Here is a 17,136-nt window from a genome sequence, read left to right on the forward strand (position 1 = left end):
GAAAAACGGCGGTTTCGCAATGAAAATCCGTTAAAATCCGTGGCGGGGCCTGTACTTACTCGGCTGCGGCGGCGCCGGGGTCGACCAGCCCGACGATATCGAACATGATCCGGTTCAACTCGAAATCCTTGGGGGTGTAGACCCGCGCCACGCCCATGGCCGCCAGTCGGCGGGCGTCTTCCTCGGGGATGATGCCGCCGACGACCACGGGGATGTGGCCCAGCCCCTCGGTCTGCATCCGGCCCATCAGATCCTCGATCAGCGGGATATGGCTGCCCGACAGGATCGAAAGGCCCACAACATGCACCTCTTCCGCCTTGGCGGCGCGCACGATTTCCCCGGGCGTCAGGCGGATGCCTTCGTAAGAGATATCCATGCCGCAGTCACGCGCGCGGGCGGCGATCTGTTCGGCCCCGTTGGAATGGCCGTCGAGGCCGGGCTTGCCGACCAGAAACTTCAGCCGCCGGCCCAGCTTGTCTGACACAGCATCAACCTGGGCGCGGATCTGCTCCAGCCCTTCGGTGCGGTTGGAGGGGTTTTTCGATACGCCGGTGGGGCCGCGATACTGGCCGAAGGCGGCGCGCACCATGTCACCCCATTCGCCGGTCGTGGCCCCGGCCTTTGCCGCCTCGATCGAGGGCGGCATGATGTTGGTGCCGCTTGCCGCCGCCGTGCGCACCTTGTCCAGTGCGGCCTGCACGGCGGTTTCATCGCGGCTTGCGCGCCAGGCGGTCAGGCGGGCGATCTGATCGGCCTCCGCCTCGGGATCGGCGACCATGATCGCCTCTTCCCCGGCGGTCAGGGGGCTGGGCTCGGCCTCTGTCCAGCGATTCACGCCGACGACCACGGTGTCGCCGCCCTCGATCCGGGCGATACGCTCGGCGTTGCTTTCGACCAGCCGGGATTTCATATAGTCGATGGCCGCCACCGCGCCGCCCATACTGTCGATCTGGGCCAGTTCGGCCCGCGCGCCGTCTTTCAGCGCCTCGACCTTGCGGGTGACGGCGGGGTTGCCGTCGAACAGATCGTCATATTCCAGAAGATCGGATTCATAGGCCAGAATCTGCTGCATCCGCAGCGACCATTGCTGATCCCACGGGCGCGGCAGGCCGAGCGCCTCGTTCCAGGCCGGCAGTTGCACCGCGCGGGCGCGGGCGTTTTTCGAAAGCGTCACGGCGAGCATTTCGATCAGGATGCGGTAGACGTTATTCTCTGGCTGCTGTTCGGTCAGCCCCAGGCTGTTGACCTGAACGCCATAGCGGAAACGGCGGAATTTCGGGTCGGCCACGCCGTAACGCTCCAGGCAGATCTCATCCCACAGTTCGACAAAGGCGCGCATCTTGCACATCTCGGTGACAAAGCGGACGCCCGCGTTCACGAAGAAAGAGATGCGCCCGACCATGCCGGGAAAATCCTCGTCGCTGACCTTGCCCTTCAGATCGTCCAGCACGGCGGTGGCGGTGGCCAGCGCGAAGGCCAGTTCCTGCTCGGGCGTCGCGCCGGCCTCTTGCAGGTGATAGGAACACACGTTCATCGGGTTCCACTTGGGCAGGTGTTCGCGGGTATAGGCGGCCACGTCGGTGATCATCCGCAGGCTGGGCTTGGGCGGGCAGATATAGGTGCCGCGGCTCAGGTATTCCTTGATGATGTCATTCTGCACGGTGCCCTGCAGCTTGCTGATGTCGGCGCCCTGTTCCTCGGCCGCGGCGATGTAGAGCGAGAGCAGCCAGGGCGCGGTGGCGTTGATCGTCATCGAGGTGTTCATCTGTTCCAGCGGGATATCCTGAAACAGCATCCGCATGTCGCCCAGATGGCCGACCGGAACGCCGACCTTGCCGACCTCGCCCCGCGCCAGTTCATGGTCGCTGTCATAGCCGGTCTGCGTGGGCAGGTCGAACGCCACGGAGAGGCCGGTCTGGCCCTTTGCCAGATTGCCCCGGTACAGCGCGTTGGAGGCCCGGGCGGTGGAATGGCCCGCATAGGTGCGGAACAGCCATGGGCGGTCTTTCTGCATCTCGGTCATCGCGGGCCTCGTGAATCGCTCTGGTAACTTTGTTTCGTTCTGTGGGTGATACGTGGAATTTTATGCCAATGTCAATTCGCCGCGCTGCGGCACATCTTAGGCAGTTACGTTACCATAGCTGGAATTGGAGGAATATGTCCGGAAATCCTGCTATACAGGTTGTATAAAGGCAGGTTCGCAGCAGCTTAGGGTGTGCTGAATTTTCTCGGGCGAGACATAAAATTACAAAATTTTTGCTTTGTAGGTTGCAAAATTGCGCAACCAAATTTAATTCACCCTAGATCAGCGCGCCGATTCTGCGGCGCGGCAACCCAGATGACTGCAAGGAGGCATTGATGGCACTCGACACCAAGACGGACGTCATTTCCTACGAAGCGCCCGAAAAGGACCTCTACGAAGTCGGGGAAATGCCCCCGATGGGCTATGTGCCCAAGAAGATGTACGCTTGGGCCATCCGGCGCGAGCGGCACGGCGAGCCTGACAAGTCGTTCCAGATCGAGGTGGTGGATACCCCGGTGCTCGACAGCCACGAAGTGCTGGTTCTGGTGATGGCCGCCGGCGTGAACTACAATGGCATCTGGGCCGGCCTCGGCGTGCCGATCAGCCCTTTCGACGTACACAAGGCAGAGTTTCACATCGCCGGCTCGGATGCCTCGGGTATCGTCTGGGCCGTTGGCGACAAGGTGAAGAACTGGAAGGTGGGCGACGAGGTCGTGATCCACTGCAACCAGGACGATGGCGACGATGAAGAGTGCAACGGCGGCGATCCGATGTTCTCGCCCAGCCAGCGGATCTGGGGCTATGAGACCCCCGATGGATCTTTCGCCCAGTTCACCAATGTGCAGGCGCAGCAGCTTTTGCCGCGACCCAAGCACCTGACATGGGAAGAAAGCGCCTGCTACACGCTGACGCTGGCCACCGCGTACCGGATGCTGTTCGGCCATCATCCGCATGAGTTGAAGCCGGGCCAGAACGTGCTGGTCTGGGGCGCGTCGGGCGGTTTGGGCTCGTTCGCCATCCAGCTGATCAACACCGCAGGCGCCAACGCCATCGGCGTAATCTCGGATGAGGACAAGCGCGAGTTTGTCATGAGCCTGGGCGCCAAGGGCGTGATCAACCGCAAGGATTTCAACTGCTGGGGGCAGATGCCCACGGTCAACAGCCCCGAATACAAGGCCTGGTTCGGCGAGGTCCGCAAGTTCGGCAAGGCGATCTGGGATATCACCGGCAAGGGCAACAACGTGGACATGGTGTTCGAACACCCGGGCGAGGCGACGTTCCCGGTGTCTGTCTTCGTGGTGAAGAAGGGCGGCATGGTGGTGATCTGCGCCGGCACCACGGGGTTCAACCTGACGCTGGACGCGCGCTATCTGTGGATGCACCAGAAGCGGGTGCAGGGCAGCCATTTCGCCCATCTCAAACAGGCCGCCGCCGCCAACCGCCTGATGCTCGAGCGCCGGATCGATCCGTCGATGTCCGAGGTGTTTCCGTGGGATGAAATCCCGATGGCGCATATGAAGATGCTGCGCAACGAGCACAAGCCGGGCAATATGGCGGTGCTGGTGCAGGCGCCGCGCACCGGGTTGCGCACCTTCGCGGATGCGCTGGAGGCGGGCGACGCGCTCTAACAACCGACCCTGACAGGAAAAGCCCCGCCGCCAGACCCATGGCAGCGGGGCTTTTTGTTGCGCAGCCGGCGGGCATCGAGGCTATGCAAGCGGGAAATACACGTTAAAGTTGTTTCCGGTGATCGGATAATCTGCGGAAAGGTGCCCAACTATGACAAACGAGTGGATAGTCGAGGTGCTGACGGACCTTCGGGCCTTCGCGCTGGAAAACGGGCTCGCGGACCTGGCGAGCGAGCTGGACAATACCGTGGCGGTGGCCTGCCGCGAACTGAACGCCGGGGCGGAGGATCGTGGCGGCGCGGTGCCGCGCGACGGGCGAAAGGACCGCTGGCGCGGCTGATCGCGCTGGTGCCCACCGCGCGCGGGCGGTAGGGTCCGCGCCATGTCCGTGCCCGCAGTACAGTTCTCCGAAGATCAGGCGGAAGCCTTCGACAGCGTCAGCGAGGCGCTGCGCGGCGTCGGCGTGGATGTTGACCAGGGTGTTCTGACGCCCCGCGCCGATGGCCAGACATCGCGCGTTCTGGCGGTGATCGGCAAGGCCGGATCAGGCAAGACGCTGCTTCTGGCCAAGCTCTACGAAGCCCTGCAGGAGGCGGGGGTAGACATCGTTTCCGGCGATTACGAAGGCAAGCGGCGCAAGGATCGGCGGACACTGGCCATTCTCGCGCCGACCAACAAGGCGGCCAGCGTGCTGCGCAACCGCCGCGTGCCCGCGACCACCATCCACCGCATCCTCTACACTCCGGTCTATGACCCCGAATATGAGAAGATCGCCGACTGGCTGGCCGGCAATGGCGAACGGCCCACCGTTGAGGGGCTGACCGATGCGGCGCTGGACCGGGCGTTCGCCTTTTACCAGTCCAACACGTCGATCCCCGGCGCGCTGGCGGCGGCGGGGCTCCGGGGCAGCGATTTCATTCTGGGCTGGAAACGGCGCGAGGATCCGCTGGATATCGGTTTCGTCGATGAAGCCTCGATGCTGGATGCCAAGCAGTTCGAGGATCTGCAGGAGATTTTTCCGACGCTGATCCTGTTCGGCGACCCGGCGCAGCTGGCGCCGGTGAACCAGTCGGGCCAGATGGTGTTCGATGCGCTGCCGGAAAAGCGCAAGCTGATCCTGCACCGCATCCATCGTCAGGCCGAGGATAACCCGATTCTGGATCTGGCCCATGCGCTGGGTGATCCCGACGTCGGGTTCGAGGAGTTCGAACGCCGGGTGGAGCAGTTGGCCGCGCGCGACGCGCGCGTCGTGCTGGCCGGGCGGGTCGAGGCCGATCTGATGGCGCGCTCGCCGGTTCTGGTCTGGCGCAATGCCACCCGCATTCGCCTGATCCACGCGTTCCGCAACGCCTATGGCGCGCCCGTCGACGAGCTTTTGCCCGGCGAGCCGCTGATCTGCGACGGGATAGAGCTGCCGCTGAAGCACCGCAAGAAACGGCTGGATCTGGAGGCGCGCGGGCTGATCAAGGGGGCGCAGGTGATCTATCTCGGCCCCGGCCGCAAACCGGGTTTTTCGCGGCTGCACGTGATGGGCGCCGAAGATCCGCAGGTTTCGGCCGCTTCGATCATCAAGATCGAACTGCCGGACGAGGAAGAGCCGTTCATTCCCTTCGCCGCCAACATGGGCGCGGCGTTTCTGCACGGGGCGGCGGTGACGATCCACAAGGCGCAGGGCAGCCAGTGGGAGAATGTGCAGGTTTTCGCGCCCGACCTTTGGGCCGCTGCGCGGATGGGGCGGGTCGAGGCGGGGCAGCCCTTGTGGAAACGGCTGGCCTATGTCGCGATCACCCGGGCGGAAAAGCGGTTGTTCTGGGTGGTGCGCAACCGGCTTTCGCGGCCCACGGCGCCGCTTTCGGTGGATGATCTGCGCGTCGCGCCCACGCCGCTGGAGTTGACCGCGCAAGAGCAGGCGCCCTGAACGGTCAGCCCCGGATATAGCGGAAGGCGGTCGATGCGGCCCAGCCCGCACTGGCGGCGATCATCAGCGACAGCAGGCCGTAGATCAGCGGCTGTTCATGCGCCAGGTTGAAGGCCCAGCGTTCGAGCCCCACCATGGTGACGTTGATTTTCGTCTGGTAGACGTCGATCACCCGCCCGCCGCGGGTCAGGAAGATGCGGGTGGTGTAATCGCCTTCGGCCAGATTCGCCGGCAGCGCGATGGAGGTGCGAAAGAGCGTGTCTTCGGTCAGCGACACCGCGCCTTCTTTCACCACATAGTGCCCGTTGCGGTCGCGTATGCGGATCAGCGCGCTGACAAAGGCCTCCGCGTCGGGGATATCCACGGGCGCCCCGACGGCGCGGATCATCTGCGGCACAGACACCTTGTAGCGCAGATCCTCGGTAAAGGTCAGCGCGTCGGTCAGCGGCGCGGTGGCGGCGATGGCGTAAAAGCCGGGGGCGGCGTCCACCTCTATCGAGGCGGTGTTCACCCAGATGCCGAAGCTGCGGCTCTTGCGGCGCACGGTGACGGGCTCCAGCGGCCCGGCGACGGTGACGATCACCTGTAGTGGCGGCTCTTCGGGGTAGGGAGCGTTGCGCTTGACCGCGCCGAACACCAGGATTTCGGAGCCTGCGAAATCGGTGGTGATGGCCACGCGCGCCTGGCTGAGCCCGGCGACCACCTGTTCCCCGGCCCGTGCGGGCAGGGACAGAAGGCACAGGGCGGCAAGGGCGAGGATCAGCCAGCGGCGCATCACATCGCCCCTTGCGTCAGTGAGTAAAGCTCTGACGGGCGCAGCAGCAGATCCAGCGCCAGCTTGCCGCAGACGGCGATGACCAGAAGTGCCAGCAGGATGCGCAGCTGTTCGGCCTTCAGCTTCAGCCCGATCTGGGTGCCAAGCTGCGCCCCGATCACCCCGCCGAGGATCAGCACGATGGCCAGGGCGATATCGACCGTCTGGTTCGTCACGGCATGCATCAGGGTGGTAAAGCCGGTCACGAAGATGATCTGGAACAGCGATGTGCCAACCACGACCTTGGTCGGCATGTTCAGCAGGTAGATCATCGCAGGCACCATGATGAAGCCGCCGCCCACGCCCATGATCGCGGCCAGGATGCCGACAAACGCCCCTACCGCGATCGGCGGAATGATCGAGATGTAAAGGCCGGAGGTGCGAAATTTCATCTTCAGCGGCAGGGCATGGACCCAGCCGTGCTGGCGCCGTTTGGGCAGCGCGCCCGTGCGTTTGGAACGGTGCAGGGCGCGCAGGCTCTCGATCAGCATCAGCGTGCCGACGACGCCCAGGAACAGGACATAGCAAAGCGTCACCAGCAGATCGACCTGCCCCAGCCGGGTCAGCAGGTTGAAGATCCAGATGCCCAGGCCCGACCCCAGCAGGCCGCCGAACAGCAGGACGGTGCCCATCCTGATGTCCACCGTCTTGCGCCGCAGATGCGCCAGCACGCCCGAGACCGAAGAGGCGACGATCTGGTTCGCGCCGGTGGCCACGGCCACGGCGGGCGGCACCCCGATGAAGAACAGAAGCGGTGTGATCAGAAAGCCGCCGCCGACGCCGAACATGCCCGACAGCACCCCCACCATGCCGCCAAGGCCGAGCAGAAGGAACAGGTTGACCGAGACCTCGGCAATGGGAAGGTAGATCTGCATATCCTACCCTAGTCGTGCGCGGGCGCTTGCGGCAAGACGCGCCGGTGGGGCCCGCCAAATCTCTTTCAGCGTTCCTTCACATAGGGCTCGCCCCCCGCGCGCGGCGGGATGGCCTTGCCCACGAAACCGGCAAGGATGACGACGGTCAGGATATAGGGAAGCGCGTCCATGAACTGTACCGGCACCACGACCCCGCCCAGATCGATGTTCTGATAGCGCAGGGCGATGGCCTGAAGAAAGCCGAACAGCAGGGTCGAGGACAGCGCGTACCACGGCCGCCATTTGGCGAAGATCAGCGCGGCCAGCGCGATATAGCCGCGCCCGGCCGTCATGTCCTTGACGAAGCCGGCCTGAAGCGCAGTGGCCAGATAGGCCCCGGCAATGCCGCACAGCAGGCCGCAGATCGCCACGGCGGCATAGCGGTTGCCCACCACCGACACGCCGGCGGTATCGACTGCGGCGGGGTTTTCGCCCACGGCGCGCAGGCGCAGGCCGAACCGGGTGCGGAACAGCAGCCACCATGTCAGCGGAACCATGGCGAAGGCCAGGTAGACAAGGATGGTATGGCCCGAGATCAGTTCGTAATAGATCGGGCCGAGGATCGGCACCTCGCGCAGCGTGTCGGCCAGCGGCAGCTTGACCGGCGTGAACCGCGCCCCGCCGATCAGCGAGGGCGTGCGGCCGCCCTGCTTGAACCAGTCCTGCGCGATGACGACGGTCAGGCCCGCCGCGAGAAAATTGACCGCCACGCCCGAAATCAGTTGATTGCCGCGGAAGGTGATCGCCGCCAGCCCATGGATGCCCGACAGCGCCGTCGAGGCCGCGATGCCGGCCAAGAGCCCCAGCCAGACAGAGCCGGTGACGGCGGCGATGGCACCCGAAAAGAAGGCGGCGGCCAGCATCTTGCCTTCCAGCCCGATGTCATAGATTCCCGCCCGCTCGGAATAGAGCCCGGCCAGACAGGCCAGCAGCAGCGGCGTGGCCAGCCGCACGGTCGAATCGAAAACCTGAAGGATGGTCGCGAAATCCATCATGCGTCATCCTTGCGCAGGGCCAGGAACAGCTTTTCCAGCGGCATCCGCACCATGTTGTCGAGCGCGCCGGTGAAGAGGATTACCAGCGCCTGGATGACCACGATCAGTTCGCGCGGGATGCTTGTCCAAAGCGCGAGTTCGGCCCCGCCCTGATAGAGAAAGCCGAACAGGATCGCCGCGAGGAACACGCCGAACGGGTGGCTGCGGCCCATCAGGGCCACGGCGATACCGATGAACCCCGCACCTTCGACCGAGTTCATGATCAGGCGCTCGGCCTCGCCCATCACGTTGTTGACGGCCATCATCCCGGCCAGCCCGCCCGAGATCAGCATCGAGATCATGATGATCCGCGTGGGCGAAATGCCGGCGTAGACTGCGGCGGGCTCGGATTTTCCATAGGCGCGGATGGCATAGCCAAGACGGGTGCGCCAGATCAGCAGCCAGACCAGAAAACAGGCCACCACCGCGATCAGAAAGCTGATATTGGCCGGGGCCGCCCTGGAAAACGGGATGCCGACGACGGCAAGGATATCATGCAGGGTGGGCAGATGCGTGCCCGGCCCGAATTTTGCCGTTGCCGGATCCATCGACCCGACCGGCCGCATCACATTGACCAGAAGATAGTTCAACAGCGAGGCGCCGATGAAGTTGAACATGATCGTGGTGATCACGATATGGCTGCCGCGCCGGGCCTGAAGATAGGCAGGGATGGCCGCCCATGCCGCCCCGAACAGCGCTGCGCCCAGCACCGCCACCGGCAGCGCCAGCGCCCAGTGCGGCCAGGGCAGCGCCAGACAGACGACAGCCACGCCAAGCCCGCCCAGGGTCGCCTGACCCTCGCCGCCGATGTTGAACATCGACGCGTGAAAGGCCACGGCCACGGCCAGCCCGGTGAACATGAAATTGGTGGCGTAATAGAGCGTATAGCCCCAGCCATAGGTCGATCCGACCGCGCCGTTGACCATCATTTTCACGGCGGCCACCGGATCTTCGCCGATCGCCACGATCACCAGGGCCGACAGGATGAAGGCCATCAGCAGGCTGATCAGCGGAACAAGGACCACATCGGCCCATTGCGGCATACGCTCCATGCTAGGCGGCCTTTCCGTTCATGCCGGCCATCAGCAGGCCCAGCTCTTTTTCATCGGTTTCGCCGGGCAGTCGTTCGCCCATGATGCGCCCGTCGAACATCACCGCGATCCGGTCGGACATCGAAAGGATCTCTTCCAGCTCGACGCTGACCAGAAGGATGGCCTTGCCGGCATCGCGCAGTTCTATGATGCGCTGGTGGATGAACTCGATCGCGCCGATATCCACACCGCGGGTGGGCTGGCCGACCAGAAGCAGGTCGGGATTGCGCTCGATCTCGCGCGCCAGCACGATTTTCTGCTGGTTCCCGCCCGAGAAATTCTTTGCCGCCAGGGCCGGGTTCGGCGGGCGCACGTCGAACCGGGCCATCTTGGCCTCGGTATCAGCGCGGATCGCGGGGTTGTCCATCAACAGCGCGTTCTTCTGCCAGGCCGGATCATTGTGATAGCCGAAGATCATGTTCTCCCAGGCCATGAAATCCATGATCAGGCCTTCATGCTGCCGGTCTTCGGGCACATGGGCGATGCCGCGCGCCCGGCGCGACTGGCCGTCGGAATGCCGGCCGCTCAGGTCGATCTCCTGGCCGTTGACACGGATGCTGCCGGTGGCGCGGGTGATGCCGCCCAGAACCTCGAGCAATTGCGACTGGCCGTTGCCCGACACGCCGGCGATGCCGAGAATCTCGCCGGCGCGCACGTTCAGAGAAACGCCTTTCAGCCGCTCGACGCCGTCGTCATCCACGACGCGCAGGTTTTCCACCTCCAGGATGTTCGGGCCGGGGGCGGCGGGCTTTTTATCGACCCGCAGCAGAACCTTGCGCCCGACCATCAGCTCGGCCAGGTTTTCGGGGCTGGTTTCGGCGGTCTTGACGGTGGCTGTCATCTCTCCGCGCCGCATCACGCTGACGGTGTCGGTGATATGCATGATCTCGCGCAGCTTGTGGGTGATCAGGAGGATCGTCTTGCCCTCGCGCCGCAGGTTTTCGAGGATGCGGAACAGGTGGTCGGCCTCTGCCGGGGTCAGAACCCCGGTTGGCTCGTCGAGAATGAGGATATCGGCGGCGCGGTAGAGCGCCTTGAGGATTTCGACCCGCTGCTGATGGCCCACCGACAGATCCTCGATCAGGGTGTCGGGGTCGACATGCAGCTCATATTCCTCGGCCAGGCGTTTCAGCGTGCCGCGCGCCTTGGACAGCGAGGGTTTCAAAAGCGCGCCATCCTCGGCCCCGAGGATCACGTTTTCCAGAACCGTGAAATTCTGCACCAGTTTGAAATGCTGGAACACCATTCCGATTCCGGCGCTGATGGCGGCCTGGCTGTCGGGGATGGGGGTGGGGGTGCCGTTGATGAAAATCTCGCCCGCGTCGGCCCTGTAAAAGCCGTAGAGAATGGACATCAGCGTCGATTTTCCGGCCCCGTTCTCGCCGATGATGCCGTGGATCGTGCCGGGCATGACGCGGATCGAGATATCCTTGTTGGCCTGAACCGGGCCGAAGGCCTTGGAAATGCCCTTGAGTTCAATGGCCGGGGCGGCCCCGTCAGACCGCCCCGCTGTTTGTGTTCCCGCCATCGGGCTTATTCTGCCGGGCAGGTGTTGTCGGACATGTAATCGTGGACCGTGACTTCGCCGGTGGCGATATCCAGCGCGGCCTTGTAGGTGCTGGCCAGCATCGCATCCGTAAGCAGCGGCGCGTTATGTTCATCCACCGCGAAAGAGATGCCGCCATTGGCGATGCCCATCACGTTGATACCGGGCTCCATATCGGTTCCGGCCATGAAGGTGTCGTAAACGGCGTTGTCCACGCGTTTCATCATCGAGGTCAGAACCTTTCCGGGGTGCAGGTGGTTCTGGTTGCTGTCCACGCCGATCGACAGGATGCCCTCATCGGCGGCGGCCTGAAGCACACCCACGCCGGTGCCGCCCGCTGCGGCATAGACCACATCCGCGCCCTGGCTGATCTGCGCCTTGGTCAGCTCGCCGCCCTTGACCGGATCGTTCCAGGCCGCAGGGGTGGTGCCGGTCATGTTCTGGATCACGGTCGCATCGGGATTGGCCGCTTTCACGCCCTGCACATAGCCGCAGGCGAATTTGCGGATCAGCGGGATATCCATGCCGCCGATAAAGCCGACGGTGCCGGTTTTCGAGGCCATCGCCGCCATCATGCCGACCAGATACGAGCCCTCATGTTCGTTGAACACGACGGAGCGCACGTTGGGCGCATCGACCACCATGTCGATGATCGCGAATTTGGTGTCGGGGTAATCCGGCGCGACCTCGGCCAGAACCGAACCGAAGGCGAAGCCTGTCATGACGATGGGGTTGTTGCCGGCCTCGGCAAAGCGGCGCAGGGCCTGTTCGCGCTGCGCTTCGGACTGCAGCTCGATCTCGTTGAAGTTGCCGCCGGTTTCGGCCTTCCACTTTTCGGCACCGGCAAAGGCGGCCTCGTTGAAGGATTTGTCGAACTTGCCGCCAAGATCGAAGATCAGCGCCGGATCGGCCAGCGCCGCGCCGGTGCTGAGCGCAAGGGCGGCGGTGGCGCCGAGGAACTTCTGCAGTGTGGTCATAAGCAAACTCCCGATTGTTGATCTGGGTCATTGACGTTCGCGGCGTTTGCCGTGACCCAGCCCCCGTTTTTCCGTGTCATGCGCAATTAAGGCCGCAGCGCCGGAAAAGCGTCAACCGATTTTTGTCCGATAGATCAATGAATCGCGTGACGCTGGGTCAGGTTTTCGCAAGCATTTTGCGCATCACCAGCGCGTCGATGCGCGGGCCGGCCGGGGGCGTGTAATAGGCGTTGCGGCGCCCGGCGACGGTGTATCCGGCGCGCTGGTAGAGGCGCAGGGCGGCGGCGTTGTCGGCGGCGACTTCGAGAAACGCGTCGGCCGCGGCGCGGCTGCGGGCTGTGGCCTCGAACGCGTTTAGCCAGCGGCGGCCAAGGCCGCGCCGCCGGGCCGTGGGATGCATCGCGAGCGTCAGCAGTTCGGCCTCGCCCGCGATGACCCGGCCAAGGGCAAAGCCGGTCTCGTCGCCGCACAGGAAAACGCCGGGACTGTCGCGCAGGGCGGCGAATTCTGCGGTGCTCCAGGGGCGCGGGGTGGTGAAACAGGCCGCGTGCAGCGCGGCCAGATCCTCTGGCGTCACGGCAGGATCACTGGCGGCGGGTCCGACGCGGGGGCGGCATCGGCACCACGGATGTAGAACGGCGTGGGGCGCGGGGCGGGGGCGGCGCCGCGCCGCGCGGCGATCCGGGCGATGGCCACGGCGACGGGCAGGGCGGGCGTCAGGGCGCGACCGCCGGTCACGGCGGCAAAGGCGGGGGCGTTGTGGCCGGTGCAATCGAGGCCGCTGTCGATCAGCTCGGCGGGCAAGGTATCGGGCGAGAGTTGTTGCGGCGCTGTGTCTTGTCCGACGACCTGCGCGTAGGACAGGCCGCGCCGGGCATCGACGGTTGCCAGAACCGGCCGGGGCAGGCCTTCGGCCAGTGCCTCGAAGGCGGATACGCCGATGGCGGGGGCACTCAGCGCCAGCGCCAGCCCGCGCGCGGCCGATACCGCGATGCGGATGCCGGTAAAGTTGCCGGGCCCGGTGCCGACGCCGATCGCGGCCAGATCGCCCCATGCGGCCCCGCCTTCGGCCAGCACCTGTTCCAGAAGCGGCATCAGCCGCTCTGCCTGCCCCTTGGCCATCTCTTCGGTCCGCTGGGACAGGACCGTTTCGCCGCAAAGCAAAGCGGCCGCGCAATGCGCGGCCGATGTGTCAAATCCCAGAACCAGTGGCTCAGGCGGCAACGGGCCGTACCTCCACCACCTCGGGGATGTAATGGCGCAGCAGGTTCTCGATGCCCATCTTCAGCGTCAGCGTGGACGAGGGGCAACCGGCGCAGGCGCCCTGCATATGCAGGTAGACGACGCCGCGCTCAAAACCGTGGAAGGTGATGTCGCCCCCATCCTGCGCCACGGCAGGGCGCACGCGGGTGTCGAGCAGCTGTTTGATCTGGTTGACGATTTCGGAATCCGGGCCGTCATGCGCGGCATGGCCCGCGGCCTCTGCCTCACCCTCCAGAACCGGCTGGCCGGACTGGAAATGCTCCATGATCGCGCCCAGGATCGCGGGCTTGATATGCTCCCAGGCGACGGCATCCTGTTTGGTGACGGTCACGAAATCCGTGCCGAAAAACACGCCGCTCACACCCTCCACAGCGAAGATGCGCCCGGCGAGGGGCGATTTTCCGGCGGTATCGGCTGTCGGAAAATCCGCTGTGCCGGCTTCCAGCACGGTCTGGCCGGGCAGGAATTTCAGCGTCGCGGGGTTCGGGGTCGACTCGGTTTGGATGAACATGGGCGTGTCTCCGTATATCCCACCGGATATGCGGCCTCGGGGGCCACGAGTCAAGGTTTAGAAGAATTCTAAGGTATTCAGGTGACCGCTTCCAGCCGCTCTTTGGAAAGCTCGCCGGGCACGATCGTAAGCGGTACGGGCAGCGAGCCGGCGCTGCGCGTGAGCTGGGTGATGACGGGGCCGGGGCCCTTCTTGCCGCTGCCCGCACCCAGAACGATAACGCCGATGCGCGGGTCTTCACGCACCTGGGCCAGAATTTCTTCGGCCGCCTCGCCTTCGCGGATCACCAGTTCCGGCATGATCTTGTGCTTGTCGCGCATCCATTTGGCGAACACCTCGAAATGCGCCTCGATCCTCTCGCGGGCCTCTTCGCGCATCAGGTCGCCGACGCCGATCCAGTGGTTGAACTCTTCGGGCGCGATCACCGACAGGATCAGAACCGCGCCGCCGGTGTTTTCCGCGCGCATGGCGGCAAAGCGCATGGCGTTCAGGCATTCGCGGCTGTCATCGAGCAGAACCAGAAACTTGCGCATCGTCGGCCCCTCCTGAGCCTTGGCAGAGAATGGGGGGCCGGCGCCCGCGTTGCAAGCGTGGCGTCAGCGGGTGGAATGGGCCCAGTCCCAGTAGAGATCGCGCACCCTGCGGGTCATCGGACCGATCTGATAGGGGGTGCCGTCGAATTCCGTCACCGGCGTGACCTTCATCATGTTGCCCGACAGGAACACCTCGTCGGCCTGGCGGAAATCGTCGAAGCTCAGCACTGTTTCGTGCACCTTCACGCCTTCGGCTTTCAGGTTGTCGATATGGCGTGCACGGGTGATGCCCGCCAGGAACGTGCCGTTGGCGATCGGGGTGAACACCTCGCCATCGCGCACCATGAAGACATTGGCGCTGGCGGTTTCGGCGACATTGCCCAGGGCATCGGCCACAAGCGCGTTGCCAAAGCCCTTGGCGCGGGCTTCGGCCAGCATCCTTGCGTTGTTGGGATAAAGGCAGCCGGCCTTGGCGTTCACCACCGCGTCTTCCAGCACCGGGCGGCGGAACCGCGTGGTCGTCAGCGTGGTGGCGGAGCTGGGCGCGGCCATCGGGATTTCCTCCAGGCTGATCGCAAAGCCGGTGGCGTCGGGTTTGGGAACGATGCCAAGCTCGTCGCCATCCAGCGCCCAGTACATGGGCCGGATATAGACCGGGGCGTTTTCGGGATAGGCCTGCAACCCTTCCCAGATGACGTCGTGCATCTGCTGGGCCTCCACCGTCGGGGTGATCATCAGCGCTGTCGCCGAGCGGTTCACTCTTGCGCAATGGGCCAGCAGATCGGGCGCGATGCCTTCGAAATAGCGCGCGCCGTCGAAAACGGTGGTGCCAAGCCAGCTGCCGTGGTCGGCGGCGTTCATCACCGGCAGGTCGCCGTCATGCCATGTGCCGTTGAAATAGGTGCGGATGTTGTTGCCGGTCGCCATATTGTTCCCCTGAAGTTGCGGCGACGGTATCCGAGCATCCCGCGGCGCGCCAGACCCTGAGGCAAAACGCCCCCAGCACGAGGCTGGGGGCGCGGCGCCATGGGCGGGGAACCCGGAAAAGCACCGAAAGAACCGGGGGCGCGGATCGGGACAATCCAATCGCTCTTGGGGATGACGAGAGACAGACCCCCGGGCAGGCCGCTGGACGTACGACCGGGCATCGAAAAGGTAGGGGGCGGGCGATTCTTTTTGTTGAAGATTCTGAATCGGTTTGATGACGCTATGCGCGCCGCTCCGCCAGCAGGGCCGGTATGTCGAGCGGGCTGTTGCGCATTTCGAGGTTGCCCTGCGCATCGCGGGGCCATTCGGCCTCGGGGCGGTCGCGGTAAAGCTCTACCCCGTTGCCGTCCGGATCGCGCAGATAGACCGCCTCGCTGACGCCATGATCGGCGGCGCCGTCAAGCGCGATGCCGGCCTTCAGCACGCGCGCGATCGCGTCGCCCAGCTCTGCCCGGTCGGGGTACAGGAAGGCGGTGTGGTAAAGCCCGGTGTGGCCCGGTGGCGGCGGGGTCGCGCCGCGGCTTTCCCAGGTGTTCAGGCCGATATGGTGGTGATAGCCGCCCGCCGACAGAAAGGCGGCGGCGGTGCCATAGCGTTGCTGCAGCTCGAACCCAAGCACGCCGGAGTAGAAACCGATGGCGCGCTCGAGGTCGGCGACCTTCAGATGCACATGCCCGATGCGGGCGGCGGGGTGGATGGGGGGGGCCATGTCAGTACGTCCTTTCCTTTGCTTCGGAAAGATACGTATGTGCGAAAGATGAGGGAATACGGCGAATTCGCAGGGGTTTTGTGCGAAAATATAGAGCGGCGGCACGATCAGCCGCGCCGCTGCCCAAGCTTCGGCTTACCGCCCCCGAGAGCGGATCATGCCGACGATGTCGTAGGTCCGGTGCAGGATCGGGGTCGCGATCTCCATCGCCCTGTCCGCGCCCTTGCCCAGAATATTGTCGATCTCGGCCGGATCGTTCATCATGCGTGCCATTTCCACGGAAATCGGCGCGAGCTTCGATACCGCCAGTTCGGCAAGGGCCGGTTTGAACTGCCCCCAGCCCGCGCCGGCGTAATCGGCCAGAACCTCTTCGGGCTTGGTGTCGCTCAGTGCCGCGAAGATATCGACAAGGTTGCGCGCCTCGGGGCGTTCGGACAGCTCGTCATAGGTTTCCGGCAGCGGCTCGGGGTCGGTGCGCGCCTTCTTGAACTTTTTGGCGATGGTGTCGGCATCATCGGTCATGTTGATGCGCTCCATGTCGCTTTCGCCGGATTTCGACATCTTCTTGGTGCCGTCGCGCAGGTTCATGACCCGGGTGGCGGGGCCTTCGATCACCGGCTCGGGCAGCGGAAAGAACTCCGGCACCTTGTAGTCATGGTTGAACTTCGCGGCGATGTCGCGGGTCAGCTCCACATGCTGTTTCTGATCCTCGCCCACCGGCACGTGGGTGGCGTGATACAGCAGAATGTCGGCCGCCATCAGCGAGGGATAGGCGTAAAGGCCGAGCGACTGTTTCTCGGCGTTCTTGCCGGCCTTTTCCTTGAACTGCGTCATCCGGTTCATCCAGCCAAGCCGGGCCACGCAGTTCAGAATCCAGCCCAGTTCGGCGTGGGCGGACACCTGGCTCTGGTTGAACAGGATCGATTGCGCCGGGTCGAGGCCGGAGGCGAGGTAGCCGGCGGCCACCTCACGCGTGGCGTTGGTCAGATCGGCGGGGTCTTGCCAGACGGTGATCGCGTGCAGATCCACCACGCAATAGATGGTTTCCATGCCCTGACCTTGCGTCGCCACGAAGCGTTTGATGGCGCCAAGATAGTTGCCAAGGGTCAGGCCGCCCGAAGGCTTGATGCCCGAAAAGACGCGCGGTGTGTGGGCCACCTCGGTCATAATGCGTTCTCCGTCTGGAAT

16 protein-coding genes and 1 pseudogene are annotated in these 17,136 nt (G+C 64.5%); 3 read left to right on the top strand and 14 right to left on the bottom strand.

Annotation, left to right across the window (positions count from 1 at the left end; genetic code table 11):
* Positions 1–55: 55 nt before the first annotated feature.
* Positions 56–2,029, bottom strand: a pseudogene (locus tag TQ29_RS02500) (methylmalonyl-CoA mutase family protein); the annotation flags it as partial.
* Between the two features lie 329 nt (positions 2,030–2,358).
* On the opposite strand from TQ29_RS02500, the gene ccrA reads away from it, so the two are divergent.
* The 3 genes from ccrA (at position 2,359) to TQ29_RS02515 (ending at position 5,569) form a co-directional block, all read left to right on the top strand.
* Positions 2,359–3,651, top strand: coding sequence for a crotonyl-CoA carboxylase/reductase (ccrA, locus tag TQ29_RS02505; protein WP_054537880.1), 1,293 nt, complete (start codon positions 2,359–2,361; stop codon positions 3,649–3,651).
* A 151-nt stretch (positions 3,652–3,802) separates the two neighbouring features.
* Positions 3,803–3,991, top strand: coding sequence for a hypothetical protein (locus tag TQ29_RS02510; protein WP_054537881.1), 189 nt, complete (start codon positions 3,803–3,805; stop codon positions 3,989–3,991).
* A gap of 42 nt (positions 3,992–4,033) precedes the next feature.
* The gene (locus tag TQ29_RS02515; RefSeq protein ID WP_054537882.1) at positions 4,034–5,569 is read left to right on the top strand and encodes an ATP-dependent RecD-like DNA helicase; all 1,536 of its coding nucleotides are present in this window, start codon (positions 4,034–4,036) and stop codon (positions 5,567–5,569) included.
* 4 nt (positions 5,570–5,573) lie between these two features.
* Here TQ29_RS02515 and TQ29_RS02520 read toward each other — a convergent pair whose 3' ends face one another.
* From TQ29_RS02520 to trpS, 13 genes are all read right to left on the bottom strand, one after another.
* Positions 5,574–6,344, bottom strand: coding sequence for a TIGR02186 family protein (locus tag TQ29_RS02520; RefSeq protein WP_054537883.1), 771 nt, complete (start codon positions 6,342–6,344; stop codon positions 5,574–5,576).
* A complete protein-coding gene (locus TQ29_RS02525; protein WP_054537884.1) occupies positions 6,344–7,258 on the bottom strand; it encodes a sulfite exporter TauE/SafE family protein in 915 nt (304 codons plus the stop codon). Before TQ29_RS02525 ends, TQ29_RS02520 begins: the two co-directional genes overlap by 1 nt.
* Positions 7,259–7,323: 65 nt before the next feature.
* Positions 7,324–8,289 (bottom strand): ABC transporter permease, encoded by a 966-nt coding sequence (locus TQ29_RS02530; protein WP_054540293.1) that lies wholly within the window; start codon positions 8,287–8,289, stop codon positions 7,324–7,326.
* The gene (locus tag TQ29_RS02535; protein ID WP_054537885.1) at positions 8,289–9,383 is read right to left on the bottom strand and encodes an ABC transporter permease; all 1,095 of its coding nucleotides are present in this window, start codon (positions 9,381–9,383) and stop codon (positions 8,289–8,291) included. The genes TQ29_RS02530 and TQ29_RS02535 overlap by 1 nt, the downstream gene beginning before the upstream one ends.
* 1 nt (position 9,384) lies before the next feature.
* Positions 9,385–10,950 carry an ABC transporter ATP-binding protein gene (locus TQ29_RS02540; RefSeq protein ID WP_054537886.1) on the bottom strand — a complete coding sequence of 522 codons (1,566 nt, stop codon included), beginning with the start codon at positions 10,948–10,950 and terminating at the stop codon, positions 9,385–9,387.
* A gap of 5 nt (positions 10,951–10,955) precedes the next feature.
* Positions 10,956–11,945 carry a BMP family protein gene (locus TQ29_RS02545; RefSeq protein ID WP_054537887.1) on the bottom strand — a complete coding sequence of 330 codons (990 nt, stop codon included), beginning with the start codon at positions 11,943–11,945 and terminating at the stop codon, positions 10,956–10,958.
* Between the two features lie 157 nt (positions 11,946–12,102).
* Positions 12,103–12,522: a GNAT family N-acetyltransferase gene (locus TQ29_RS02550; protein WP_054537888.1), complete on the bottom strand. Its 420-nt coding sequence runs from the start codon at positions 12,520–12,522 to the stop codon at positions 12,103–12,105.
* Positions 12,519–13,169, bottom strand: a complete 651-nt coding sequence (tsaB, locus tag TQ29_RS02555) for a tRNA (adenosine(37)-N6)-threonylcarbamoyltransferase complex dimerization subunit type 1 TsaB (RefSeq protein WP_054537889.1) — start codon at positions 13,167–13,169, stop codon at positions 12,519–12,521. Before tsaB ends, TQ29_RS02550 begins: the two co-directional genes overlap by 4 nt.
* Entirely contained in the window at positions 13,159–13,719 is a 561-nt protein-coding gene (locus TQ29_RS02560) for a NifU family protein (RefSeq protein WP_037209905.1), read from the bottom strand. The genes tsaB and TQ29_RS02560 overlap by 11 nt, the downstream gene beginning before the upstream one ends.
* Positions 13,720–13,796: 77 nt before the next feature.
* Positions 13,797–14,252 (bottom strand): universal stress protein, encoded by a 456-nt coding sequence (locus tag TQ29_RS02565; RefSeq protein ID WP_037209903.1) that lies wholly within the window; start codon positions 14,250–14,252, stop codon positions 13,797–13,799.
* A 63-nt stretch (positions 14,253–14,315) separates the two neighbouring features.
* Positions 14,316–15,179: a branched-chain amino acid aminotransferase gene (locus TQ29_RS02570; RefSeq protein WP_054537890.1), complete on the bottom strand. Its 864-nt coding sequence runs from the start codon at positions 15,177–15,179 to the stop codon at positions 14,316–14,318.
* A gap of 280 nt (positions 15,180–15,459) precedes the next feature.
* The gene (locus TQ29_RS02575; RefSeq protein WP_054537891.1) at positions 15,460–15,948 is read right to left on the bottom strand and encodes a VOC family protein; all 489 of its coding nucleotides are present in this window, start codon (positions 15,946–15,948) and stop codon (positions 15,460–15,462) included.
* 135 nt (positions 15,949–16,083) lie between these two features.
* Entirely contained in the window at positions 16,084–17,115 is a 1,032-nt protein-coding gene (trpS, locus tag TQ29_RS02580) for a tryptophan--tRNA ligase (protein WP_054537892.1), read from the bottom strand.
* Positions 17,116–17,136 lie beyond the last annotated feature (21 nt).

The sequence above is a fragment of the Actibacterium sp. EMB200-NS6 genome (assembly GCF_001305615.1).
GTDB classification, from domain to species: Bacteria; Pseudomonadota; Alphaproteobacteria; order Rhodobacterales; family Rhodobacteraceae; genus Actibacterium_A; species Actibacterium_A naphthalenivorans.